Source organism: Paenibacillus sp. JJ-223, from assembly GCF_927798175.1.
Taxonomy (GTDB): Bacteria; Bacillota; Bacilli; order Paenibacillales; family Paenibacillaceae; genus Paenibacillus; species Paenibacillus hubeiensis.
The window spans coordinates 202,455-224,756 of sequence record NZ_CAKMMP010000007.1; the positions used below are offsets into that span (position 1 = coordinate 202,455).

Genomic DNA, 22,302 nt, shown 5'->3' on the forward strand with positions numbered 1-22,302 from the left:
GCATGTGACAATGCTGTCACATGCCTGAAAGGTGCGCCATTTCGTTCTCCCGCGCAAAGGTCAACGTGACCAGGGTGCCTTCCCCAACCACGGATGACACGTCCAGTCGAATGCGAAGCGCCTCGGCGACCTGTCGGCTCAGGTACAGCCCCATTCCCGTTGCCGCGCCTTCCATGCGCCCTTGCGCCGACGTGTACCCCTTATCGAAAATACGCGGCAAATCGCGGGCGTCGATCCCTCGCCCCCGATCCTGAATAGTCAGCACAACATGCCCTTGAACAGCCCTGCTGGCAATGACGACGTCGGAAGACGGGCTGTACTTCACCGCATTGCTGAGCAACTGCCGCAGGATGAATCCCAGCCATTTCCCGTCGGTGAGTACGTGGGATTCGGCCAACTCCACTTCGAAACCGATGCCTTTGGAGATGCACCATGACCGTATGGCGCGAATCTCGGCATGGATGATCGGTTCCAGCTCCGTCGGTTCGATAAACAGATCATTATGCATAAACGGAATGCGCTTCTGATGGAGCTGCCGATCCAACAGCTGATGGATGCGTACCCATTCGTAGGTCATTTGGCCTTTCAGCCTGTCGTCGGGCATCCGCTCAATCATAAGCTGCAGGGCGGTAAGCGGTGTCTTCACCTCATGGATCCAGGCCACCATCTCATCCTTTTCCTGTTCCAGCAGCAGCATGTTGGCCGTCGATTCTTTCCGGTATCTCTCCGTCTGGGCAACGACGGCATCGTGCACGATCTGCTCATGCGGGCTGCCGGGGGAGCCCAGTTCAGATAGATCATAGGTGTGATCCCATGTTTCCATCCGACGGTAGAACCGGGTCTCCGCCGGATATCTTGCCCACACGAATACGATGCAGATCACGACATTCAGTACAACGACGTAAAGCAAGGACTGCAGCGGAATGCTTGAATCCACATAGGCTACGAACAAGATCACCGCTTGCAATGCGAGCAGCAGCAGCAGCCAGCTTACTCGTTCGCGCAGATAACGCCAAATCATGCTTCTCCTTCTTCCGTCGCCATGTAACCCTGGCCAACCTTTGTTTCGATATAGGCATCGAGGCCGAGCGGCTCCAGCTTTTTGCGCAAACGGTTGACGTTGACGGTGAGCGTGTTGTCGCTGACGAAATGTTCGTGGTCCCACAGGCTGCGGATCAGTTCCTCCCGCGTGACGATCCGGTTTTTGCGCTCGACCAGCTGTTTGAGAATAAACATTTCATTTTTGGTCAATTGCACGGTATGCCCGTTGCAGGCAAGCTCGTTCTTCACATACTCGACCGTAGCTCCCCGCCAGGCGCGAAGTTCGGCCTGCTCGGCATTGTAGTTGTACACTCTGCGCAGCGTGGCCTGAATTTTGGCGATCAACACGTCGAAGTGGAACGGCTTCTGCACGTAATCGTCAGCCCCCATCTGCATCGACATCACCATATCGGTCGGATGATCGCGCGAGGACAGGAAAATAATCGGCACCTTGGAATGGGAGCGGATCATCCGGCACCAGTGGAACCCGTCGAACCGGGGCAGCTGAATATCGATGATGACCAGCTGCGGTTGAATGGCGATGAATTGTTGCAGCACTTTGTCGAAATCATTCACGCCGTGCACGTCGTAAGACCACTGTCCGAGTCTGTCCCTGATTTCGGTGAACAACGATTCGTCATCTTCGATGAACATGATTTTAAACATAGGATTGATGATCATTCCTTTTCAAAAAACAATAGAAACTTCTTGTACGATTGTATCATTGTAAACATGCAACTTACATCTCCCGCTTTTTCCAAAGCGTGGTCCATAGAAACGGTACTCCGAATCGCCAATCATCCGGCTCCATTGCCTGCATTGCACGAAAACGGACACACTCGAACCTGTCTCCCAGAATGTACCGCAGCTTCTCTTCCGTATAGGCCAGGCCGCCTCGCATCGATTTTTCCTCGTAGACCTGCCAGTCGTTCATCACGCTCTCAGGCCCGCCTTGTCCACCATATCCCGGCGCAAAGCAAGTCATCGCAAACATGCCTTCCGGCACCAATGCCCGGTGGATCATATCGATATACGGTATCCGTTGATGCGGAAGCAGATGATGCAGGCAGCCTGAATCATAGACGACGTTATATTGCGCTGCAGGGTTCAACTCGAACGCGGATTTGCATTCGAAATGCACTTCCAGCTGCATTTCTGCAGCCCGTTCCTTGGCCCAAGCAATGGCCGTCTCGGACAAATCGTAAGCATCCACGCGGTACCCCTGTTTGGCCAGATACAACGCATTTCGCCCTGGGCCGCATCCCAGTTCTAACGCCTTGTCACCAGACAAGAGATTGGATGTCACGTACTCCACCAGATTTTCGTCCGGTTTGTTCGAAAAGAAAGGGATGGGGCGGCTGCGATCCGCATAAAACGGTTCCCAAAATTGCTCCGGCGAACGAAACTCCGCATCCAGCATTTCAAAGACGTCCTGCACGCTTTTAATCGTTTTCTCCATAACCATGGCTCCCCTCAGATTAAAGATGTCGATCGGTTCAACGTTTCCGATCAAGCCATCACCCATCTTGCTGTCGTTATGTATCCTTTATAGGATTGGTCATTAACCCCACTACCCGAGTCACTTCCACTTCACCCACGCGCCGCGAACCTTCCATAAAAAAACCCTTGGTTCCCGTTTTAATCCGGTCACGATGCACCCTTCCCCTCATCTCCGGGATCAGAATCCACATTCGGGCCGTCCCTTCCCGGTTCACCGGGCGGTCTATGTCCAGCATGAGCGCTCCGTGCTCATCCTCGAATTCGGGATGGATCATGTATAGCGAGTCTACTTTGGGATCTTCATTTTCATATAGAAAATCGCACCGGTATCCTTGAAAGGGCAGGCTCTTGCGTCCGCCTTCTTCTGTCGAATAGAAGCGGTAACGAACATCGAAATCCTGCACATGTCCGCGTCTCGATTCATACGTTTCCCACACGCCAACCACCTCCCCCTCGCCCGTTTTCCCTAGTAAATCGTTACACTCCATTATAACATTTTCAACCAGTATAGTTCTATTTTTCATGCTTCAACCATGAACAAACCAATGCATTTTAGAATAAAAAAGCGTTCTGAATCATAGGAAAACCTATGCTTCGAAACGCCTTTGAATGTGATCACGATTCGTCCGTTCTTTCCGCCAGTGCGATGATGCCCGACCTGCGAAACGAGCCGGGACCAGCCGGCACTCATCTCCCGATCGAAACGTTCGCAATACTCGTCAAAGCGTTCAAGCTCATCCCTCTTCCAGCGCAGAAATTCTGCCGCACGATCAGGCATATGCAGGCATCGGTTCGCCTTCCCGGAGAGTTCTACTTGAGCTTTTTCGTAAGATATAAAATGACGTCATCATCAATGACAATCTCATCCCCGTACTTCAAATAATGGTCGTGCTTGTAAATCCCTTTCCCGTCCGGGATGTAACCCCGATGGGCGTAGAGAATTTGCGCTTTTCCATAGTCCGAAAAAATGCCCACGCCGATGCCCGCCGTATCCGTCCGCTCACGAATCACCGCCTCCGCCTCGTCCATCAGCCTGGTGCCGATGCCTTGGCGCTGATATCGCATCAGCACGTTCAAATCGTTAATCTCCGGAATCCCCGATGCTTGGAAAGCGGGATAATCGGAATGCCACAACACGTTGACATATCCGGCGAAAACGCCGTCCAGTTCGGCAACCAACGTCACGCGATCCCCGTTCTCCTGTTCAATATAATAGCGGACATATTGCTCAGGCGACCTCTCCCATCCCTGATCGCGAAAAGCCTGCGAAATGATGGCCGGATCTCGTTGATCATTCAGCAACCTGATCTGAATATCCACCCGATTATATCTCCAATCTTTTTCGCAAAGAAGTGATATGCGCCACATGGTGACGGCCATGCCAGGCGTAAACGCCGAGATTGTAGTCCAAACGTGTGGTCTCCTGCGAGCCCGGATGGTAGAACGTTCTGGCATAATCCTCGTCCGTCAACGATTGAAGTAAATACACCCAGCGCTGATGCAACGATTCAAGCAGCCGCAGTGAAACTTCAATATCCAGTTCGCTGGAGTCATCCAATTCGGCCCAGCGGTCCTCATAATATGGACGGATCGTCGGGGTCTCTTCCGTGAGTGCCAGTTTGAAACGGATCAAGCTGTTCATGTGGCTGTCCGCCATGTGGTGCACGACTTGCCTAATCGTCCAACCGCCTTCACGATAAGGCAGGTTCAACTGTTCTTCACTCAAGCCGCTCACGGCTTCACGCGCCTTTTGAGGCAGCTCTGCGATGTCCTGAATCCACAACCGCCGCTGCCCGGGAGTAATTTCTCCCGTATGTACAAACGTGCCAACCGGATATCTCAAATCCTGTGTCATAGCCATTCCTCCTTTTTTTTTTACCAGACGATTTAAACCAATGGATGATGATATCATGTTCGCACAATGACCCAGCGTTGTGCAATACCGAACCATGTAAGCGGTTGACCAACCCATCCTTTCCAACTAAACTGTAGGGGAAACTGGAAAAATGAGTTGAACAGCATGGACTGCAACGACGGCTTCAGGAAATTCGGCGAATTTTTAACGTGTAAAATAGAACGGGTGGAGGGATACATCATGATCATCCGCAGGATGTTCCGCGGAACATGGAAGCCAGGTCAAGAAGCAAGCGGCAGACTGGCTTTGGAGCAGCAAGATTCCGTGCGCCAACTAGTCAGGGAAGGCGTCTTCATGACGGCAGCGGCATTCGCTTGGCAGAACAATGTCTTTTTGTATTTTGAATGCATGGAAGCGGAAACGGACCCGCTCGAATCGGTTCAGCGGCTGGCCCACCACCTTGTCGACTGGCCCGGAGAATCGAAGCCCAGAACATGGATCCCCATGGTGAATGTGTTTCACTTCAACGAACCCGCAAGCAAGGAGCATTGGCTGCGCAAAGCACCGGTAGAGCGCCGCGCGGGAAGAATTGCATTTCTGAAGCGGGAGATGATGGCGAGTTACATTTATTATCACTATCAGCTTCAGGAGGAGCGTGCATTCCATGCCGACAAGTATGAAATTATTGCGATGCACGAAAACCTGCTGTTCGGCTACCAGGAGTTTCCGAAGGTGATTGAAGAACCGATCGTTCCCGGGCGGCTTGCCACCAAAGGGACACCGGAGAACTGGGAGGATTCCCGCATGGATCTGCACTTTCAGCCCTGGGAAGACGGATATTTGTACTTTAAGCCTGTGGATCAAATTTTTGCATACTATGTTGGAGATGAATGACGGTACTCCATCAGCCAGCAATCCCTCATTTCACCCTCGTGCCATTCATGGGCCTTCAGAAGCTTGACCTTAAGGAATCCACATTTCTCGTAGCAATGGATTGCCCGCGCGTTCCACGCTTGAGGGTCCATCACGACGCGCTGCGCTTTCTTTTGCCCTACCAAAAATGCCACCATGGATTGCACGAGCAAACTGCCGATGCCTTTATTCCAATAGTCCGGTTCGCCAATGAATTGATCCGTTCCATAAATGATTTCGTCCACATCATCATACCCGTACTCGTGTCGTTCGTCTTCCTCAAGCACATAGTACTGAATGTATCCTATGGGGCGTTCCCGGTATTCGACCATACAGCGGATGATTTCATCCTGTTCGTCGTAAAAATGCTCCCTTACCATTTGTGCATCATGCGGCCGATCCCTGCCTTCGTAATACTGCAGAACCGCCGGGTCAGACAACCAGCGAACGAGGTGCCTCTCATCATCACGGTTCAATTGGCGCACGGTGATGTCATTCTTCCGAAATACATTCATCGTTCTGCAACCTCCCAAGGAGTTCGCTCTCCGTCAGATTGCGCGTGAATTGATCCAGCTCAGGCGAAGCGTGCCAGTCTCCCGCCGTATTGGCACCGAATTTGATCGTATGGATCACGCTGTGCGGAGCCATATATACATTATGTTGTACGCCTGGCGGCACAATGACATGGACTCCGGCCTTGAGGATGCTGACACTGGCAGCTTGATCCTTTTCAGCACATGCAGCATAAGCAATCCAACCGGATTGCACAAAATAATGTTCCGTGACCTGGTGATGGACATGGCTGTTTTGCCAGGCTCCTTCCGAAGAAGCGGCCGTTCTGCAATAATAACTGCCGTCATCGCCCAGCATTTTGTACTTTTTCTCCCCGTTCGCCATCTGCTCATAATACGTTTTCACGCCCTCCCGGGACGCTTCTTCCGCCGTCATTTCCCTGCTGTGGGACATTCCGTTTTCACTCCTTTGCGCACGCATGCATCAATGATTCTCTGCTCTCCAAATATATTTGCGTTCCCTGACCGCGATGCGGCCATCCACCGTATTTTCCCTCACCCGCAGTTCAAGCTGCTCCCTCATCTCAGGCACGGTGTAGTCCGGATTGCCCGGGGCATCCGATAGAAACAACGCAAACTGCGTTTCATCCGGAAATACAACCCAAGCGTCATTGAACTCCCGGATTTCCATGGCATCATACTGGTTCGCAAGCAATCGTTCCTTCACTTTGCTCACATCCGTATGAATGCCAAAGACCACGCCGCCCTTGCGCAGAACCCGCTTATGTTCGAGGATGGAGGTCGGCCCCCTGCGGTCATAGATCAGATCGAATTGTCCATCTTCAAAAGGCAGTTCGGTTTTGGTTGTGGCGTAGACAAAATCCACGTTTGTGACGCCGCTGGACGCCAGTGCCCTTTGCGCGATGGCCAGCAATCCCTTCGAGTTGTCAAAGCCTGTGATCCGGGCCGCATAAGCCGCCATTTGCAATGTAAACTCCCCGTGCCCGCAACCGGCGTCCAGTACGGAATCATAGGCCGGAAGCATTCGAATCAATTGTTCTTCATAGATTTGTTCCGCCGAAATGCCCTCGATCTTGAACTTCGCTCTTCCCCGGTAACCTCCGTTCCGTTTGGCAATCATGTCGTACCATTCCATGCCCATGGCGATCCCTCCCTCAAAAGGTGCATTACACAACATTCTACATGTCCCTGATTTTCCCTGTAAATATCTGCTCAGGCGACCATGGCAACTTTTTTGAAACGGCGATCCTCTAACAGGCGTATTAAGCACGAAGTCGCAATTATTCCTTAGCAAATACCAAATATCATGTGGAGGCTGAGAGCATGTCCTTTTTTAAAAAAATGTTAGCCAGCGTAGGTGTAGGTGCCGCCAAAGTCAATACGGAATTGGATACGCCGGAAGTGATTCCGGGCGGCGTTCTCTCGGGAACCGTATACATACAAGGAGGAGATGTCGAACAAAATGTAGACCGCATCTACCTCACGATTAACACTCACTATATTCGGGAGCGCGACGATCGGAAACACAAAGAGACTGCGGTGGTCGCCAAATATTTGTTGACCGACCGTTTTACGCTTCAGCCTGGCCAACGTCTGGAAAAATATTTTTCGTTCGACCTGCCAGACAACCTGCCGCTTACGCTTCAAAGCGCGGAAGTATGGGTCGAAACCGGACTCGACATCTCCAGTGCGCTGGACCCTTCGGACCGCGATCTGATTCGGGTCGTGCCTACCCAGGAAATGGGTGTCGTGCTGGATGCCATCGACATGCTCGGATTCAGGCTGCGCGAGGTGACCAATGACTATGCGCCTAGGCTTGGCGGCAATTTGCCGTTTGTGCAGGAATTCGAGTTTGTGCCGACCAGCAAATTCCGGGGCTATCTGGATGAGATCGAGGTACTGTTCTATCCAATGGGCAATACGCTCGAACTGCTGATGCAGATCGACAGACGCGCTCGCGGCCTCTCAGGCATTTTCTCGGAAGCGATGGGTACGGACGAAACTTATGTCCGCTTTACGCTGGAAGCCAGACATTTGCAGCGCGGACCTGCTTCTGTTGCGCAAGGGTTGGAAGAAATCATTTCCAAACACATATGACCTATGGAACATTCGCTGCAAACCCGTAACACCCAATATAAACGATCACCGTCCATGACATTGGAATAGAAGATGTAAAAAAGCGTACCCGGTTCCGCTCACCACGGATTCGGGCACGCTTTTTGCGTATAAAAGCCATCTCGTATCACGCCGCAGGTCGTATCCTCCTTTTCAGAAGGCGAATGCCTAAATCGATGAGATAACCCGTCAGCATAAACGACAGCCAATGCAGCAGATACGCCGGATACAACACGTTGATCGCTGCGCTGTCATACGGTCGTGACACATTTTCATAATCAAAAATCCAATGGCGCAGCGGTTCGGTATACGCAGCGGCGTTTAAGATCGGATTCAATCCGATCAACAAGATGTTATGTTCATCATATCCGAATCTGTTGATGGCACACAGCGTCAAGCTAAGCAGCGACAGCCAGAATACCGCTTTTTTGATCAACATTGCGGACATCTCCTTTGCTCAGGATCGCTGCATACGACGCTGAATGAACGAACGTACCCCATAATACGCAACGCCAAACAACAGCAATCCGGCTGCTGCCGTTACGTATTCCATCACACCGCCGAGTACGGCAATGCTCCCGAATGAAACCTGGCTTGGGAGCGACGAACCCGCCATGTACGATGCAGTTACATCGGGAACATAAGCTCTCGTCATGAGCATTCCATAAATCATACTCCCGATCACGAGTAGAACAGGCAATAGACAGCAGACAATGATCGTTTCAAGCAACAACCTTTGGTTGAATCTCATCGCTTCTCCTCCGATATTCGTCTTCAGATCCGATATGGCATGACGTTTTTCAAGCAAGCGAATTCTTGGTTGCAGTAGACTTCTTGGCATTCCCTGAAATCCGGGGATACGCCTTCCCTTCGATGCCGCTTTCCTTCAGAAAGCTTTTAGCCGGACGCTTCGCTTCTCCAGATTGGTTCTGCCTTCTCCGTTGTCAGGTCAGTGTTTAGTCCAACTTAAATAGCCCTTGCTGGCGGAAGCATATTCAGGATCTGTTCCACCAACACCTGCGGCTCCAGCGTTCCATCAAGCACAACGTCCGAAGCGGGTTTAACCGTCTCCAGCATGATCAGGTATGCTTCGCGGGCACCTCCCGCATATCGTGCAAGCTCTTCGCGGATGTCGTCTGCCGCAGCATCGGAGAAATCACGGGCAACCCTTCTGCACAGCCCTACATCCAACGGGGTATCAATGAATATAGCCAGGTCGATGAAGTCTTTCATCCGATCATTCAAATATGCATGCGGGTAGTCCAGCAAAATATAAGCGGGTGTCGAAGACGGACTATCCAACCATTGCCTCAAATCCGTCACCATCGGTTCGACGTTCCACTCGTTGCAATCCCCGCCACGACGCGTCCATGCGATGAAATCGTTCGGACCCTCCAAATCGTAGTCGTCATAATACAAAGCCGGGCAAGACAAGCGTTCTGCCAAGCCGCTTACAACGGTTGTTTTGCCGCCGCCCGAAATTGCCGCAATCGCGATGACAAAAGGATTGTTCGAAGCCAGGTCCATCACATCCTCCTGTTATTCAGACAAGATCTGTTCCAACTCCTGTTTCAATTGCGCCTTGTTCGCCTCTGCGTAATCGAACAGGCGCTCAAATGCTCCTTCGTTGTCCACCAGCAGACTCAGCTTTTCCGCTTCCTCTTGCACTTGCTGCATTAAATCGCCGATGACCTGACCATGCGTTTGCTGAAAACTCGCCACGTCATGCTCCTGCATTTCATTAACATTTGCTCTCAGCTGTTCAGGAGTCACCCCGGCCGCAGACAACATTCCCCGAATCTGGTCCAGAATCGCCGCATCTTCTTCCTGTCCGGTACGCTGCATGGCCGCAATCGTCTCCGCCAGCTGCAGTCCGGCCGTATTCTCCAAGTAACCGGAAATGCCCTCCATCGTCAGTTCCGTATCCAGGTCGATGATGAGCATCATGTCCCGCAACAGCTGCGGAAGCTCGGGGCCTCCCGCTCTGACGGTCGCGAATTCGGAGCGATACATATCCATCGCCACAGAGCCCACGATCTCTTCCCCCGACATCTCTTCCAATTGCTCCAGCGGCAGCAACTCGCGCAATTCTTCTTTCAATCGTTCCATCAATCATCCAAGCCTCCTGTCTCTATGTACTCCATCATAGCAGAATATATACGGCGGAAGCCATGTCGATCGGGTTAGCAGACAGACAAACCTTTTTTGGGGCTTGCAGATTATCGCTCATCCATAGAGACACGTCTTATGTACTTAACGCAAACGAATCCCTCATGGTTTGCACGCGAAATAGGAATTTTACTTCCCGTTAACCCGCGGAAAACGTTCTGCTGTTATGCTCTTGGCATCAAGAGTCACGGGAGGGATCATCTGGATGCGCCTGGCCTTGTTTACCGACACGTATGTTCCGGACACGAACGGAGTTGCCGGCACGCTGCACCGCCTGAGCAAACACCTCAACCGGAGGAACATTGAACATCTGTTGTTTACCCCTCAGTCGGTCATTGACGGAAATCATGCTACGGCGGTGCACAGCGTTGCGAATATTCCCTTTTTCCTGTATCCCGAGTGCAGGATTGCACTTCCTAGCCGAACGGTCATTCATCGGGAACTGCAAGCCTTTCGTCCCGACTTACTGCATATCGCCACCCCGTTCAATATGGGGCTTCCCGGCCTGAAATACGCCCTCAAACATCATCTGCCGCACGTCATCTCCTACCACACCCACTTTGACCGATACCTCGAATATTACAAGCTCAAAAGCATGATTCCGCTCTATTGGAAATATATTCAGTGGTTTCACCGGGCAAGCGACGCCACCTTGGTGCCTTCCCAGGAAACCTTCGAGGAGCTGCGTCAGCAAGGCATTCAGCGCTTGAAGCTGTGGTCGCGCGGAGTTGATTGCGAGCTGTATACCCCTGATAAACGAACTCCATCCATTCGCCAACGATACAATATCTCCGCCCCGCTGATCCTTCTCTACGTCGGTCGCATCGCTCCCGAAAAAGATATCGACACGCTCGCCTACGCTATCCAGCATTTGCCGGAACAAATGCAACCCCGCGTGCACTGGGTCATCGTCGGAGACGGTCCGCAGCTTCCCAAACTTCGTCAAGGCGCACCGTCCAACGTCACGTTCACGGGTTATTTGCATGGAGAAGCTTTGGCCACGATGTATGCATCGGCAGATCTGTTCGTATTTCCTTCCCCTACCGAAACATTCGGCAATGTCGTGCTGGAAGCCATGGCTTCCGGCCTGCCTGCCATGGTTGCCAACGCAGGTGGAGTCAAAAACCTCGTAACACAACACCGAAATGGCATCCTGTTCGAACCTGGCGACGGGCAGGCATTGGTTCGGGAGATTTCATATTGGGGAGCAAACGAAGAAGCGCTGCGGAGCATGGGTCTTGAAGGCAGACGTTTGGCGGAGCAGCGTTCTTGGGAGCAGATTTTTGACAAGTTGATTGAAGATTACGAAGAAGCCGTGGAGCGCCGGGGCAGATCTGCCAATCAGCGCATCATTACGGCTGGATAGTTTTTTAATTTTGAAAATCCCTTGGGCAAAGTGCTCGCATAAGTACCAGACTGCCGTAAAAATTGTACGTTCACAGGCAGTCTGGTCGACTCAAGAAGGATCATCTCGGGAGAAAACCAGGGGTTCAACGCCCTATAACCCACCACATCATCCGGCGGATTCCGATTCATCTCCAAGGAACTAAATAACGGCATCGAGTACAGCAGGAACGGATGCCCTTCTTCATCTGAGCTTCGTTTGTCACAACTTCATCCCGTTTGTTGTCTTTGGCCATTTCTCATGCAAACGCGTTCGTTTCCTCAAGGATTTGAAAGCTCACTGGCGATTCCCCAATTAGCCCTTCTTCTTGAATGGCAGTTCCAATCCATATGCTTTGTTCATCAGGCCGGAGCAGCGCATGCTTTAACGTGGCATCAATCAATATGGATGTGTGCAATTCATGCAAATTCGTTTGGGGAATCCAGAAAAGTTCTCCTTCCTCCGAATTTACGAATTGCCTGTGCGTTGTTTCACCGAAATATACAAACTGCTGCCGGATCTCGCCACCGTTCAATCCGAACAAAATGTAACGCAAGCGGAATCCAACAATATCCTCTGGGGCAAAACCCGTCTCCTCTTCGATTTCTCGATAGCTTGCAAGCATCGGGGCGTTCAGTTCATGCGGTTCCAGATGCCCGCCGATACCACCCCAAAATTCAAAGTTGAACAGCTTGCTGCCCGCCTTTTTCATCATCAGCATGTCATTTCCGTTGGTCAAAAAAGCCGTCGCCATTTGCCGTATTTCCATATGCCTGTTCATCCCCTCTCCCAGTTCATTTCCCGTTTCATTCACTCCGATATGACCAAGCGGAACGAAGGGTTCCGTGCATCGATGGCAGCCCGGCCCCCAATTGGAAAGGTAAACATAGGCGTTGTATGTCCAAAATCGACGTTGGCAATGACCGGCATATGCTGAAGTTCACGTTTGTCACGAATGATCTTTTCGAGCAGTGCTGGCGTCATCTGTGATTCCTTCTGAAAGCGGCCAATGACCAGTGCCTGCACCTGCTCAAAACCGGGCTGGTGAATGAGCGACATCAAGTCCCTATCAAACATTTCTGGAATGGACATCGAGTCGTCTTCCACAAACACGACCGCCCCTTCCAACGAAGGCATATACTCCGTGCCTTGCAGAAGGTTCAGCGTACACAGATTACCGCCTATAATGGTCCCTTCAGCCGATCCTTCATGAATAATGATTGGACCTGCGTTCGGAATAAACTCACGGTTATGCTGGTCCCGGTACCAAGCATCATCACTCCACGTTTCGGAAGGGAGCACCGTTACAGGGGCTGATTCCAACATGATTTTCACAAAATAATCCATCGTATACTCACAGCCCAAGAGCATGCCGAAGCTGGAAAAATTCGGTCCGGAATATGTCACCAGCCCTGTTTTCGCATAAATGGCGCTGCCCATCGCCGTGATGTCCGAGAAGCCGCATAACCGCTTGGGATTGACGCCAATCAGATCATAATCGATATGACGCAGCAGCTGGTTGCTATTGAAACCGCCAATGGTTGTCAATATGCCTTTGACATTCGGGTCGGCAAAAGCTTCATGCAGATCGGCAATGCGGGATTCGACGGAGGAAGATTGCATCTCGTCCGTTTCATTGGCATTAGCCGAAAAGGATACCTTCAGCCCCCATTCCTCTAATCTGCGAACGGCCAGTTCTTGCTGATCTGGGTCAACGATGGACAAGCTGCGGGCGGGAGAAATAATCCTGACCTCATCCCCAGGTCGTAATTTTGGTGCAATCATCGTTATCTTGCCCCCTATGTATGGCATCGCCGTATGTTCATAGAAATTTCTGCAATTCGCTCAAATGTTCAATAACGTGCACAGGTTTGACGGTAAGGTCATCCCGCCAGGGTTGATTGACTTTCATCCATATTGGATGCAAACCGGCATCGGCAGCCCCTTGCACATCATTGGCAGGATGGTCTCCGATATAAATGCACTGCTCGGGGTTCAATGCCAGACGTTCCAAGGCCATTTCAAATATTCGCGGATCGGGCTTCTTCACGCCAGCCTCCTCCGAAACGATGATCAGGTCGAAATCATCGCGGATGCCGAGTCGATCGATTTTGCCATATTGAATATCTGTTCGGCCATTCGTGATCAGCGCCGTCTTGTACTTTTGCCTAATCTCCCGTACTACCTCCTGGGCCTGCTCCATCAGCACCGCATTTCCCACGTAATGCTCGGCATAGAAGTCCATCAATTCCTGATGTACCGGCAGGTTGATCCAAGGCAGTTCCTGAAGAAGCTCGTCGAACAACTGGCCCTTGTCCTTGTACCCATCCTCGTCCAGCTCAATGATTCGCGCAAAAATAGGTTCCGCCGTCTCCAGATGACTGAAGTAGCTCTCAATAAAGCTTCGCGTAAATCCTTCAAACGTACGCGTCCGGTTCAATATCGTATTGTCCAGATCAAAAATAACTGCCCGAATGTCTTGCATAATGCACTCCCCCAGTTTATTAGATTGATGAGACAGTACAACTAAAACCAGCAAACCGCCTTATAACAACATTGGAGTGATATGCACGTAAAGTGCTCCCACAATGGAACAACACTCTCTACCAGGAACGTTCTTTCGCTTCTGCTCATTCTACACTGAATTCTATAATTGGAATATACTTGATTTATTTTTGTTGTTCCATATCCATAGTGGGCGCAAAATGTTTCAGATCGGATTTGGTTTTTCCCCTCTGGATCGCTTCATCGGAAATGCGATGACTGGACTGCAGCACGCCTGCATGAGCAAAATAAATATACTCCACGTCCGGTTCATCTTTGAATTTCACAATGACGAGAAACGGAGGCAGCTTGACGCTCCACACGCCTTGTACAGACGCTATTTCGTCTTTAGCATATCCCTTCTTTTCAATGAGATATTCGGTGACCCGATGTGCATAAATGAATTTGTTCGCCTGCACATAAAGGAAGGGTGAAACAATCAGCATGACCAGCAACACCACAACCGTGATGAAGATGTATCTTTTCTTCTTGTTCACGAGACTCCCCCATTTTTTTCTATTTTACTGTAACATTAGATGCAAAAGATTAACGGATCATCCGAATATATGTATACAAAAAAGGTGCATAAACAGCGCCAACCGGCGTTGCTTCTGCACCTGTTTGTTATAAAGCTTAACGAGTCTGCACGTCTCGTGTCCGCTCCACGTACCAAAGTCGGAATGCCTCCGCCATATTGGACGGGACGTCCTTCACGGCCTGATGAACCACCGGTTTGGCACGATTCACCGTCTGAATGGATGCCACCCCGAACCAGCGCTGCAGCCCGTTTTGCGTAATGCGCGCTTCGATCACTTTTTCCCGCTTGGAGATGAACAACGTCGAAGTGAAGGTCCCTGTTCGCAATTGGATGAAGTTCCGGTTCAATACATAACGGGTATGGAAAAATTCCACGACCCGCCCTGTCACGATCAACACCAGCAGCAGGGCCGACACCATCCACCACGCACCTTCCTGACCCAACCACACCGGTTTGAAATACCAGAGTGCCCCTGTAGCAATCGGCCATATCCAGCTGGGCGCAAGCAAACGTAACCATAGCGATTTGGTTGGAAGCCTCTGCATGTCTTCACTGACTTCATACGATGGCAAAATCTCTGATATGATGGCATAAGCCTGTTTCACCGGCAAAAATGGATATAGCGAGTTTACCTCCTGCTCATCTTCACCAACGCCGCCCGCCGTGACCAACTCCACTTCGGCCAAGCCAAGCAACCGTTTCATCGGACTTCGCGTGATCTTCACCGCCTGTACGCGCTGCTTCTGAATCGAGAATGCCGATTGCTCCAGCATGCCTTTGGTGATATAAATCCGTGAATCATCGGATGTAATCCGGTAATTCCCATACTTTATAAAGGTATGCACCATGCCCGCCAGCATGGCTATGATGATCAGCACCACGATAAGAATGGCAGCCGTCCACCATTGATCCAGCCAAGTCAGCAGAAAGCTTCGCGTCACGGTTTCATCCGGGAAAAAATCCTGAATGCCTGAATACAACGAACCCAGAATGGGGATCAGCACCAGGAAGCTGAGTGACGTAAAAGAAGCTCTCACCGTATCTCGGCGCGTGGATTCAAAGTGAATAGCTCGTTTGGCTTGCTCCGTTTGCTTCAAAAAATGTGCGGTCTCGTTTTCCTCCACGTGATTTACCGCCAGATTGCTTTGCCCATCCTCACCTGCAGTCGGAGAGTTCATAAATGTTGTATCAGCGGTAGTAACGTTGGACGTTGTCCCCACCACACATTGTTCCAATCGCCCAGCTTCAGCCAACGTCAGCACCGGAACATGAAACGCAGCTTCATCTCCCTTGGTGCCTGTCTCGAAACGGATGGACGTCACCCCAAACAAACGATGGAACAAGGACGTATGCCGATGCACATTCTGGATTTTCGTATAAGGGATCGTACGTTTCTTTCGGTTAAACACGCCTTCATAGGCGTGAAATGCCGCCCGGTCCGTTTCATAACGCTCGGCATACCATTTCCAGATCACCGAAACAACGCCGATGACCATGGCGGCATAGAAAATCCATCGCCCGTACGTAACCCATTTCGCCTCGGTATCGTAACGGACAACAAACAAATAGATCACAAACGCAGCGCTGTTTCTCGCAAGCTTCCACATTCCCCATACGATGCTGAGCGGATGATGTCGTTTCTTCTCCATCACTCGTCCACCTCGTTGATCTTTGCATAGGAAGCGATCTGCTGCCTAAGCGCCACCGCTCCGTCCTCCGACAAAGCCGGAATGCGGTGGGACGCACCCATGGTGCCGACCGAGACGGAATACAGTCCGTATCTGCGCAGCAAGGGTCCCTGCTCCGTCGTGACCGACTGGATTTTGGCCATCGGGATAATTTGGTGTACCCTTTTCCAGGCCCCGTGCTTCAACTGCAGGAACTCCTCGCTCACGTCGTAACGCCAATAGCGGTACAATAATGAAGGATGAATCCATATTTCCCAAACAGCATACAGTACTGAGAGCCCTGCAATGATCCACAACACCCAACCTATCCATGTCCACCAGTCAAAAACGTGATCCAATGCCAGCAATGCGGCGAGAATGATGAATCCAATTCCATTGCTTATGTACGCGCTCGTTCTCCATATGTTGACCGCATCCGGAGATAACCGCTGCTCCGGCAGGTTCCACTGCATGGCATACAACACTCCTTTCATATGGTTCGTTAACAAAAAAGATGACCCCTGCATCATACAGATCGTCATCTTCCGGAATTTTTATTTTACCGCATAATCCTGCACATTGCACAGCCACACCATGTGATGGACTCCCTCTCCCCAGAAGTCCTCGGCGACGGCATACGGTTCACCGAATTTGCGCCGCCATTTCTGCTGGGCAATCCCATATCCGCTATCCAGACAAAATTGGCGGATTCCTTGGCGGTCCAACTCGCTCGCCAGCGCCCGAATTAATTTCGAAGCGATCCCCCGCCCCTGAAACTCCGGTAAAATGTATAAACTGCCGAGCTCGCCCATCTCCGTAATTCGCTGATCCGTGCAGATCCGGATTTCCTCGCCGCAAGGCCCATACGATATCGTGCCGACCACGCGCCCCTCATGCTTGGCCAGCAGGAAAAACACGTTTGCCTCCGGCACATTCCATTGCTGCAATGCAGCCTGGAGAAGCTCCTTTTTCTGTTCGATCTCATGGCGGATATCGTCCTGCAGCGAACCCAGCCCTTCCTGCGCAAACGCTCTTGTGATGGAGGCTTCGAATACTTGATGCGCTCCCTCAACGTCGGAAGGCACCAGTTTTTGGATCACAATCTGTTCTGTCATGTCGTCTCACTCTTTCTGTTCAATCATTCTAGGATGTCTGTTCTAAGAGAGGGATTCGGGCATCCCACGCCTGAAGCACGGCTTGAAGCCGCTTCGCCGTTTCGGACACAAATCGTTCAACGATTTCGGCCGTAATGTACTGCGGAACAATGCCGGGTTGCTGCGATCCTTCCTTCAAAAAGGATAATGTGCGATCCCGCCAGCGCTCCATCTCGTCGGCTATCAGGAGATCCTGCATGTCGTAGCCACGGGTCCGGCCAAGCCACTGCCACACTTCGGAACTCCACTCCGCTTGCTGATACAGGTCGAAGTCAACCTGATCCGTTTCCTGATAATATAAGCGGTTCAACTGGTCCCGTGCCTGCTTCATCCCCTCATCCCGCTCCAGGCCGGTGACTTCTTTCACGAATTGCGGATGTACGCTCCGAAACCATATGTAGTCTGTCAGCACATGCATGAAATAACCACGCACAAACCACTTTCGCCCTTCGTCATTGGTTTGCTCGACAAGCGTTGAATAACGCTCCTGCAGCCTTGCCATGTAATCGCCCTCGGCCTTGGGCTCAAAATGCGTATGCCGTTTGTCTTCGCGCGTCGCTCCATCCCGCATATGGATCGAATCGGGCGCGATATTCCCCAGATAGAACGCTCCTTGGTGCTCACCGACATGCCACTTGTTGGCCAGTAATGAAGCGATATTCAGATGAACCATCGGCAAAGGCATATTCTTATCCCCCTTTTTCGTTAAGGCACGATCCTTCATTCACATGTTAATGCGTTTGAAGCTGCTCCAATCGTTCGGATTGAAGGATGTCGAATAGCTGCTCAAGGTCGGTATGGAGTTCTGAATGGCCTTCGATCAGCAAGCGAATGTATTCAGAGCCGCATTCATAGAAAAGAAGACGATTATACGGCGCATCTTCTCCCAAATGGTTAAGGGCCAGGCCGAAACGGCTGCGAATCCGGTTCTCGATATATCTGGCATAACCTTCGTTCCACTCCAGCCAGCACCAGTATTCGCCCGCTTCCTCGCTTAATGCCTGGAACAAGGCTTGTCTGGCCTGACGAATGCGATCCAACTTTTGATCTTTCAGGGCATCCTGCAGGATCCCGATTCGCTGCACGATGGTTTCATCGTCATATGGGAACTCGTAATCAAGCTCCCACGTTACTCGCCTTCTTTTCTCCATGGTGCGTTTGATTTCAACCCGGTCTCCGATGTGTTCATAATGCTCGTGAACGTAGCAATGCACGAACTCGTGGAACAGATATATTTTCATCTCAAAGCTCTGAAAAGCCTCATCGGTGACGATCGCGCACGTACGTTCATTCAAATGATGAACCGGCATTGCCGCCAAACATCCTTCGGGAATATTCAGGTCATCCGGTACCGTTTTGACCCACTCGTACTGCTGTTTCTCAGGCGAATAATCATACATGTATAACAACATTTCATTGGCTACAACGATCGGATAGTGATTTGTAAACAACGGATGAATCTGCACCAGTTCCTTCTGCAGCTCATTCAACTCATTGATCTGTTCCAGAAAAGCATCCATCGTGCTCATCCTCACTTTATTGGAAGTATAGCCCAATTATACCGGCGACGAATGAGCAATTCACTGAGAGAAAAATGATAATATTGTGCGAGATTTCTTAAGAACTTCTTCGCAATAGAAATCCTGCGTCATACCTTTGCTCCCTCCTTTTGAACGTTCTGAAGGAATCCCGATTCGCTTAGTACATGTGCTGCATAGGGGTTAAGATTCGGAATAGGTTCGTTCAAATCAAAATAGCGGAGCTCCAATCCCTCATCGTCCATCAGGACAGGGGTGCCTTCGATGCCAATCGCTTTAAAGACTGCCGTAACGTTGTAGACTTCATCGCCGTTGGGATATTGGTAATACGCATCCGCTCCCGATATAACGGTAATCAGCTGCAGAGTGTTCGCCTTTAAACCGCTTTCTTCCCAAAGCTCCCTGTGCGCCGCTTCTTCCAGAGATTCGCCTGGTTCCAATGAACCTCCGATCGTGCCCCAATCCAGGCTGTCTGCACGCTTTTGCAACAACAAATGGCCAAGTTCATTGAAAACGAGCACGCTCGCACCGGCCATAATCAGTGGACGAGACCCAACCTTTTCCCGAAGCTCCATAATGTATCCCATAGTCTCCTCCTCAGTGGTTCTGTTGTTCGTACTCCGACCTCAGAATTCCCCGTTCTACTGCACTGCGAATAAGCTCCTGAGCATAGCCCCATAGCGCTTCGGAGCCATTCGCAATCTCCCGGTTTCGATTCGTAACCTGTTCGCTTGTAATGCCATATTTCTGCCATGTATCGCCTTCGTTTCGGTAATTATGTATGAGCGGCTGCAACCGGTCCAAGGATGCCGCGAATTGCGCTTCCTGTGTCTCTTTGGCCTCAAATTCCAGCCATAACCCCATCAACTCATTCGCTTGTTCCGATGGCAACATGCCAAACAGTCGGCGTGCTGCCTGCAATTCACGTTCGTGCTTGTCTTCATACCCTTTCAGATCATAAGCAAACGTATCCCCGGCATCAATTTCAACCAGATCGTGGACGAGTAGCATTTTGAACACTTTCAACAGATCGATATCATGGTTTGCATGCCGATGCAAAATTAGTGCCATCATGGCCAAGTGCCAGGAATGCTCCGCATCGTTTTCCAGCCTGTCCCCGTGCATGATCTTCGTTTTCCGTTCAATCGTTTTTAACTTGTCGATTTCGATCAAAAACTGCATCTCCGCCAGCAAGGCTTCGTTCATATCGCTATCCTCCATGGTTTCTCTATGTAGATATCGAGTACCAACAAATCCGGTAGCCGAATTTCAAAGACATTCCAAGCCCCTTCGCAAGACGGATCGATCCTTCATTATCAGGGGAACAATCCCAGTAAGGTTCTATTTCTCTTCTTATACATTCATTGATATAGACTTTTGCAGCCATTGAAGCATACCTTTTATAACGATATAGCTCCATGGTTTCAATATCGATGGCATGGATGCGCCCAGCCACGAACGCCGAGAAGCACACACTGGCGATTTGGTGATGCTGCACTACAGCGTATCCCAACCCATGTTGGAAAAAGGCTTCGCCAGAATGCCAAAACTGAAGGATTTTCCCCGCCAGAAATTCGCGGTTCCCATAGCCCTCATCTTCCAAAAGTTCACGACTTATTCTGACGACGCTTACCGTTTCATCCGGACCATTAGAAACGTTTGGCAAAGGATGAGCAAGCGCCACAGCCCTCTGCTCACGCTTCCCAAGAAAACCGAAAACATACTGGACATCGGAAAAAGTCTCTCGATGAACCATGGCTTGACGAAAGGCCTTCTCCCCACGCTCGTTCGTCATGGCAATCTCGATGCAGTCCTTACCGAGTCTTCGCATCTCCGGTTCCATCGTTTCGCGCATGAATGTTTCCAACTCAACGAGCAGCGTCCCGCGCCAAAAATCACCAATGAGTTGAAATCCACCTTGACCTTCAATCCAGAACAAGGCTCCGTTTAGCTCTTCATTCACATATATACGTCCTGGATTTATGCAATCAGCAACTGCTCTAACTTCGGCGCCCCCGCTTGAATCAATGAGATGCCTCACCTTCCCGAACTCATGCGGATTAAGTTCCGTGATCATTTTCCAGACCCTCCCTGACTGTATTCAGAAAATAATCGCGATGCTCGGGATGACAGGCGATCAGATAAGGCTCGGTGTTCCTTCCTTTGAACGCATTTCCCTGAAAATCCATGACGGTTGCGCCTGCCTCCTGAGCCATCAATACGCCTGAATACAGATCGTCTCCTTCAGAGTTGTAGAGCACGATGCCATCGATATTTCCTTTGGCTAACATGCACCATTGCAAGGTTGGAGCCCACAAACGCATCATTCGTTTAAAAGAAACATCCAGATAAGAGCGGAGCTTCACGGCCCGCTGTTCATGTTGAACTGCATGTCCTTGAATCCAGCCAATAGTGCCTTTGCGGATCTCCTGTTTCTTTTTGACTAACAGCTGATTATCGTTACAGAACGCCCCTTGTCCGCGAACCGCAACGAATAAACGATCAACCATTGGTTCATATATGACGCCAAGCAGGGGTTCAGCCTGATACATCAGCGTGATGGAAACCGAAAATACCGGCAATCCGATCGCAAAGTTGTTCGTTCCGTCCAGCGGATCGACCATCCAGAGCCAGTCGCTGGTTATGCCATTGTGACCGCGTTCCTCGCTGTGGATGGCATGGGTAGGAAAGGCGCTGCTGATCGCATCCCAGATGAGCCGCTCCGCTTCGTGATCCACAGCGGTAACGATGTCGCCAAACTCGTCTTTCTCCACCAGACAGGTAATGCGATCAAATTGATCCAGCGCCACCTGGCCTGCTTTCCGGATGATGTTTTCCGCCAATAAGCGGGCGGCTTGGATGGTCTGTTCGATCTCACTCACTCCTATTCGCTCAGATGGAATATTCATAGATTCGTACTTCATCCCCATTGAACAGGTAACCTTTTCCGTTATAGCTCCAACCCTGCTTCTCGTAATACCCGATCAAGTCGGTGCACAAATACAGCTTGCCAAGCCCTATTTTATGCGTCTCTTGCACTCCGTGCTTTAGCAGCTGTCCGCCCAGATTTTGGCCGCGATATTCCGAATCGACGTGCAGGCATGCAAACCAAGGAAATAAATCCTGCCTGCTGTTCAAATCGCTGTGCAACAAAGCATATCCGCCCACGATCCGCTCTCCATCCAGCATCACATAGAAACGCGGCACCACGCTGTCGGTTACCATGGACCGTTCGATGCAGTCCCGATAAAAGTCAAGGTTCGTTTCCGTTCCCCACTGTTTCCAGAAGTACTGTACAGCGGACTGCAACAGCTCCGGCCTCTGCCGGATATCCACGATCTTTAACATGGTC

The 22,302-nt window shown here is 50.8% G+C and carries 31 protein-coding genes; 3 read left to right on the forward strand and 28 right to left on the reverse strand.

The annotated features are described in order from the left end of the window. Nucleotides 1–16: 16 nt before the first annotated feature. The 7 genes from L6H98_RS14625 to L6H98_RS14655 form a co-directional block, all read right to left on the reverse strand. The gene (locus tag L6H98_RS14625; protein WP_236416109.1) at nucleotides 17–1,021 is read right to left on the reverse strand and encodes a sensor histidine kinase; all 1,005 of its coding nucleotides are present in this window, start codon (nucleotides 1,019–1,021) and stop codon (nucleotides 17–19) included. Then, complete coding sequence (locus L6H98_RS14630; RefSeq protein ID WP_236416111.1) at nucleotides 1,018–1,707, reverse strand: response regulator transcription factor; 690 nt, start codon at nucleotides 1,705–1,707, stop codon at nucleotides 1,018–1,020. Before L6H98_RS14630 ends, L6H98_RS14625 begins: the two co-directional genes overlap by 4 nt. Nucleotides 1,708–1,780: 73 nt before the next feature. Continuing rightward, nucleotides 1,781–2,554: a class I SAM-dependent methyltransferase gene (locus L6H98_RS14635; RefSeq protein ID WP_356723047.1), complete on the reverse strand. Its 774-nt coding sequence runs from the start codon at nucleotides 2,552–2,554 to the stop codon at nucleotides 1,781–1,783. A 22-nt stretch (nucleotides 2,555–2,576) separates the two neighbouring features. After that, on the reverse strand, nucleotides 2,577–2,978 hold the full coding sequence (locus L6H98_RS14640) for a hypothetical protein (RefSeq protein ID WP_236416113.1): 402 nt from the start codon (nucleotides 2,976–2,978) through the stop codon (nucleotides 2,577–2,579). A gap of 83 nt (nucleotides 2,979–3,061) precedes the next feature. Further along, on the reverse strand, nucleotides 3,062–3,319 hold the full coding sequence (locus L6H98_RS14645) for a hypothetical protein (RefSeq protein ID WP_236416114.1): 258 nt from the start codon (nucleotides 3,317–3,319) through the stop codon (nucleotides 3,062–3,064). A 32-nt stretch (nucleotides 3,320–3,351) separates the two neighbouring features. After that, complete coding sequence (locus tag L6H98_RS14650; RefSeq protein ID WP_236416115.1) at nucleotides 3,352–3,861, reverse strand: GNAT family N-acetyltransferase; 510 nt, start codon at nucleotides 3,859–3,861, stop codon at nucleotides 3,352–3,354. A gap of 4 nt (nucleotides 3,862–3,865) precedes the next feature. Continuing rightward, nucleotides 3,866–4,396: a YfiT family bacillithiol transferase gene (locus L6H98_RS14655; RefSeq protein ID WP_236416116.1), complete on the reverse strand. Its 531-nt coding sequence runs from the start codon at nucleotides 4,394–4,396 to the stop codon at nucleotides 3,866–3,868. 240 nt (nucleotides 4,397–4,636) lie between these two features. On the opposite strand from L6H98_RS14655, the gene L6H98_RS14660 reads away from it, so the two are divergent. Then, nucleotides 4,637–5,290, forward strand: a complete 654-nt coding sequence (locus tag L6H98_RS14660; protein WP_236416118.1) for a hypothetical protein — start codon at nucleotides 4,637–4,639, stop codon at nucleotides 5,288–5,290. On the opposite strand, the gene L6H98_RS14665 is transcribed toward L6H98_RS14660, so the two are convergent. From L6H98_RS14665 to L6H98_RS14675, 3 genes are read right to left on the reverse strand one after another with little or no spacing between them, the layout of a single operon-like run. Continuing rightward, nucleotides 5,272–5,823, reverse strand: a complete 552-nt coding sequence (locus tag L6H98_RS14665; protein WP_236416119.1) for a GNAT family N-acetyltransferase — start codon at nucleotides 5,821–5,823, stop codon at nucleotides 5,272–5,274. The genes L6H98_RS14660 and L6H98_RS14665 overlap by 19 nt on opposite strands. After that, nucleotides 5,801–6,274, reverse strand: coding sequence for a hypothetical protein (locus L6H98_RS14670; RefSeq protein ID WP_236416120.1), 474 nt, complete (start codon nucleotides 6,272–6,274; stop codon nucleotides 5,801–5,803). The genes L6H98_RS14665 and L6H98_RS14670 overlap by 23 nt, the downstream gene beginning before the upstream one ends. 30 nt (nucleotides 6,275–6,304) lie before the next feature. Then, on the reverse strand, nucleotides 6,305–6,982 hold the full coding sequence (locus L6H98_RS14675) for a class I SAM-dependent methyltransferase (RefSeq protein ID WP_236416122.1): 678 nt from the start codon (nucleotides 6,980–6,982) through the stop codon (nucleotides 6,305–6,307). A gap of 182 nt (nucleotides 6,983–7,164) precedes the next feature. On the opposite strand from L6H98_RS14675, the gene L6H98_RS14680 reads away from it, so the two are divergent. Then, nucleotides 7,165–7,938, forward strand: a complete 774-nt coding sequence (locus tag L6H98_RS14680) for a sporulation protein (protein WP_236416123.1) — start codon at nucleotides 7,165–7,167, stop codon at nucleotides 7,936–7,938. 145 nt (nucleotides 7,939–8,083) lie between these two features. Here the strand turns inward: L6H98_RS14680 and L6H98_RS14685 are convergent, their stop codons facing one another. The 4 genes from L6H98_RS14685 to L6H98_RS14700 form a co-directional block, all read right to left on the reverse strand. Next, nucleotides 8,084–8,395 (reverse strand): hypothetical protein, encoded by a 312-nt coding sequence (locus L6H98_RS14685; RefSeq protein ID WP_236416124.1) that lies wholly within the window; start codon nucleotides 8,393–8,395, stop codon nucleotides 8,084–8,086. Nucleotides 8,396–8,413: 18 nt separating this feature from the next. Beyond that, entirely contained in the window at nucleotides 8,414–8,707 is a 294-nt protein-coding gene (locus L6H98_RS14690) for a hypothetical protein (protein WP_236416125.1), read from the reverse strand. 215 nt (nucleotides 8,708–8,922) lie between these two features. After that, nucleotides 8,923–9,483, reverse strand: a complete 561-nt coding sequence (locus tag L6H98_RS14695; RefSeq protein ID WP_236416129.1) for a hypothetical protein — start codon at nucleotides 9,481–9,483, stop codon at nucleotides 8,923–8,925. Between the two features lie 12 nt (nucleotides 9,484–9,495). After that, complete coding sequence (locus L6H98_RS14700; protein WP_236416130.1) at nucleotides 9,496–10,068, reverse strand: Clp protease N-terminal domain-containing protein; 573 nt, start codon at nucleotides 10,066–10,068, stop codon at nucleotides 9,496–9,498. Between the two features lie 262 nt (nucleotides 10,069–10,330). On the opposite strand from L6H98_RS14700, the gene L6H98_RS14705 reads away from it, so the two are divergent. Beyond that, the gene (locus L6H98_RS14705) at nucleotides 10,331–11,491 is read left to right on the forward strand and encodes a glycosyltransferase family 1 protein (RefSeq protein WP_236416132.1); all 1,161 of its coding nucleotides are present in this window, start codon (nucleotides 10,331–10,333) and stop codon (nucleotides 11,489–11,491) included. Between the two features lie 277 nt (nucleotides 11,492–11,768). Here the strand turns inward: L6H98_RS14705 and L6H98_RS14710 are convergent, their stop codons facing one another. The 14 genes from L6H98_RS14710 to L6H98_RS14775 form a co-directional block, all read right to left on the reverse strand. Beyond that, complete coding sequence (locus tag L6H98_RS14710) at nucleotides 11,769–12,278, reverse strand: NUDIX domain-containing protein (RefSeq protein ID WP_236416134.1); 510 nt, start codon at nucleotides 12,276–12,278, stop codon at nucleotides 11,769–11,771. Between the two features lie 41 nt (nucleotides 12,279–12,319). Next, on the reverse strand, nucleotides 12,320–13,294 hold the full coding sequence (locus L6H98_RS14715) for a S66 peptidase family protein (protein WP_236416135.1): 975 nt from the start codon (nucleotides 13,292–13,294) through the stop codon (nucleotides 12,320–12,322). A gap of 37 nt (nucleotides 13,295–13,331) precedes the next feature. Beyond that, nucleotides 13,332–13,994: an HAD family hydrolase gene (locus L6H98_RS14720; protein WP_236416136.1), complete on the reverse strand. Its 663-nt coding sequence runs from the start codon at nucleotides 13,992–13,994 to the stop codon at nucleotides 13,332–13,334. A gap of 184 nt (nucleotides 13,995–14,178) precedes the next feature. After that, entirely contained in the window at nucleotides 14,179–14,550 is a 372-nt protein-coding gene (locus L6H98_RS14725) for a DUF3139 domain-containing protein (protein WP_236416138.1), read from the reverse strand. 136 nt (nucleotides 14,551–14,686) lie between these two features. Next, nucleotides 14,687–16,240, reverse strand: a complete 1,554-nt coding sequence (locus tag L6H98_RS14730) for a PH domain-containing protein (protein WP_236416140.1) — start codon at nucleotides 16,238–16,240, stop codon at nucleotides 14,687–14,689. Then, nucleotides 16,240–16,767, reverse strand: coding sequence for a PH domain-containing protein (locus tag L6H98_RS14735; RefSeq protein ID WP_356723060.1), 528 nt, complete (start codon nucleotides 16,765–16,767; stop codon nucleotides 16,240–16,242). Before L6H98_RS14735 ends, L6H98_RS14730 begins: the two co-directional genes overlap by 1 nt. Before the next feature lie 45 nt (nucleotides 16,768–16,812). Further along, nucleotides 16,813–17,373, reverse strand: coding sequence for a GNAT family N-acetyltransferase (locus tag L6H98_RS14740; protein ID WP_236416143.1), 561 nt, complete (start codon nucleotides 17,371–17,373; stop codon nucleotides 16,813–16,815). 28 nt (nucleotides 17,374–17,401) lie between these two features. Next, nucleotides 17,402–18,097, reverse strand: a complete 696-nt coding sequence (locus L6H98_RS14745) for a zinc dependent phospholipase C family protein (protein WP_236416146.1) — start codon at nucleotides 18,095–18,097, stop codon at nucleotides 17,402–17,404. Between the two features lie 46 nt (nucleotides 18,098–18,143). Further along, nucleotides 18,144–18,932 (reverse strand): hypothetical protein, encoded by a 789-nt coding sequence (locus tag L6H98_RS14750; RefSeq protein ID WP_236416148.1) that lies wholly within the window; start codon nucleotides 18,930–18,932, stop codon nucleotides 18,144–18,146. Nucleotides 18,933–19,060: 128 nt separating this feature from the next. Beyond that, complete coding sequence (locus tag L6H98_RS14755; RefSeq protein ID WP_236416150.1) at nucleotides 19,061–19,537, reverse strand: NUDIX hydrolase; 477 nt, start codon at nucleotides 19,535–19,537, stop codon at nucleotides 19,061–19,063. A gap of 10 nt (nucleotides 19,538–19,547) precedes the next feature. Beyond that, complete coding sequence (locus tag L6H98_RS14760; RefSeq protein WP_236416152.1) at nucleotides 19,548–20,156, reverse strand: HD domain-containing protein; 609 nt, start codon at nucleotides 20,154–20,156, stop codon at nucleotides 19,548–19,550. A gap of 22 nt (nucleotides 20,157–20,178) precedes the next feature. Beyond that, nucleotides 20,179–21,027, reverse strand: a complete 849-nt coding sequence (locus L6H98_RS14765) for a GNAT family N-acetyltransferase (protein WP_236416154.1) — start codon at nucleotides 21,025–21,027, stop codon at nucleotides 20,179–20,181. Beyond that, entirely contained in the window at nucleotides 21,011–21,859 is an 849-nt protein-coding gene (locus L6H98_RS14770) for an inositol monophosphatase family protein (protein WP_236416155.1), read from the reverse strand. Before L6H98_RS14770 ends, L6H98_RS14765 begins: the two co-directional genes overlap by 17 nt. Beyond that, on the reverse strand, nucleotides 21,843–22,298 hold the full coding sequence (locus L6H98_RS14775; RefSeq protein WP_236416156.1) for a GNAT family N-acetyltransferase: 456 nt from the start codon (nucleotides 22,296–22,298) through the stop codon (nucleotides 21,843–21,845). Before L6H98_RS14775 ends, L6H98_RS14770 begins: the two co-directional genes overlap by 17 nt. Nucleotides 22,299–22,302: the final 4 nt, after the last annotated feature.

Excerpts from the sequence above, each read along its gene's own strand:
- L6H98_RS14625 (WP_236416109.1), bottom strand. The coding sequence starts at position 1,021 with ATGATTTGGCGTTATCTGCGCGAACGAGTAAGCTGGCTGCTGCTGCTG.
- L6H98_RS14630 (WP_236416111.1), bottom strand. The coding sequence starts at position 1,707 with ATGTTTAAAATCATGTTCATCGAAGATGACGAATCGTTGTTCACCGAA.
- L6H98_RS14645 (WP_236416114.1), bottom strand. The coding sequence starts at position 3,319 with ATGCCTGATCGTGCGGCAGAATTTCTGCGCTGGAAGAGGGATGAGCTT.
- L6H98_RS14655 (WP_236416116.1), bottom strand. The coding sequence starts at position 4,396 with ATGACACAGGATTTGAGATATCCGGTTGGCACGTTTGTACATACGGGA.
- L6H98_RS14660 (WP_236416118.1), top strand. The coding sequence starts at position 4,637 with ATGATCATCCGCAGGATGTTCCGCGGAACATGGAAGCCAGGTCAAGAA.
- L6H98_RS14665 (WP_236416119.1), bottom strand. The coding sequence starts at position 5,823 with ATGAATGTATTTCGGAAGAATGACATCACCGTGCGCCAATTGAACCGT.
- L6H98_RS14670 (WP_236416120.1), bottom strand. The coding sequence starts at position 6,274 with ATGTCCCACAGCAGGGAAATGACGGCGGAAGAAGCGTCCCGGGAGGGC.
- L6H98_RS14675 (WP_236416122.1), bottom strand. The coding sequence starts at position 6,982 with ATGGGCATGGAATGGTACGACATGATTGCCAAACGGAACGGAGGTTAC.
- L6H98_RS14680 (WP_236416123.1), top strand. The coding sequence starts at position 7,165 with ATGTCCTTTTTTAAAAAAATGTTAGCCAGCGTAGGTGTAGGTGCCGCC.
- L6H98_RS14685 (WP_236416124.1), bottom strand. The coding sequence starts at position 8,395 with ATGTTGATCAAAAAAGCGGTATTCTGGCTGTCGCTGCTTAGCTTGACG.
- L6H98_RS14690 (WP_236416125.1), bottom strand. The coding sequence starts at position 8,707 with ATGAGATTCAACCAAAGGTTGTTGCTTGAAACGATCATTGTCTGCTGT.
- L6H98_RS14695 (WP_236416129.1), bottom strand. The coding sequence starts at position 9,483 with ATGGACCTGGCTTCGAACAATCCTTTTGTCATCGCGATTGCGGCAATT.
- L6H98_RS14705 (WP_236416132.1), top strand. The coding sequence starts at position 10,331 with ATGCGCCTGGCCTTGTTTACCGACACGTATGTTCCGGACACGAACGGA.
- L6H98_RS14710 (WP_236416134.1), bottom strand. The coding sequence starts at position 12,278 with ATGGAAATACGGCAAATGGCGACGGCTTTTTTGACCAACGGAAATGAC.
- L6H98_RS14715 (WP_236416135.1), bottom strand. The coding sequence starts at position 13,294 with ATGATTGCACCAAAATTACGACCTGGGGATGAGGTCAGGATTATTTCT.
- L6H98_RS14720 (WP_236416136.1), bottom strand. The coding sequence starts at position 13,994 with ATGCAAGACATTCGGGCAGTTATTTTTGATCTGGACAATACGATATTG.
- L6H98_RS14730 (WP_236416140.1), bottom strand. The coding sequence starts at position 16,240 with ATGGAGAAGAAACGACATCATCCGCTCAGCATCGTATGGGGAATGTGG.
- L6H98_RS14740 (WP_236416143.1), bottom strand. The coding sequence starts at position 17,373 with ATGACAGAACAGATTGTGATCCAAAAACTGGTGCCTTCCGACGTTGAG.
- L6H98_RS14745 (WP_236416146.1), bottom strand. The coding sequence starts at position 18,097 with ATGCCTTTGCCGATGGTTCATCTGAATATCGCTTCATTACTGGCCAAC.
- L6H98_RS14750 (WP_236416148.1), bottom strand. The coding sequence starts at position 18,932 with ATGGATGCTTTTCTGGAACAGATCAATGAGTTGAATGAGCTGCAGAAG.
- L6H98_RS14755 (WP_236416150.1), bottom strand. The coding sequence starts at position 19,537 with ATGGGATACATTATGGAGCTTCGGGAAAAGGTTGGGTCTCGTCCACTG.
- L6H98_RS14760 (WP_236416152.1), bottom strand. The coding sequence starts at position 20,156 with ATGAACGAAGCCTTGCTGGCGGAGATGCAGTTTTTGATCGAAATCGAC.
- L6H98_RS14765 (WP_236416154.1), bottom strand. The coding sequence starts at position 21,027 with ATGATCACGGAACTTAATCCGCATGAGTTCGGGAAGGTGAGGCATCTC.
- L6H98_RS14770 (WP_236416155.1), bottom strand. The coding sequence starts at position 21,859 with ATGAATATTCCATCTGAGCGAATAGGAGTGAGTGAGATCGAACAGACC.
- L6H98_RS14775 (WP_236416156.1), bottom strand. The coding sequence starts at position 22,298 with ATGTTAAAGATCGTGGATATCCGGCAGAGGCCGGAGCTGTTGCAGTCC.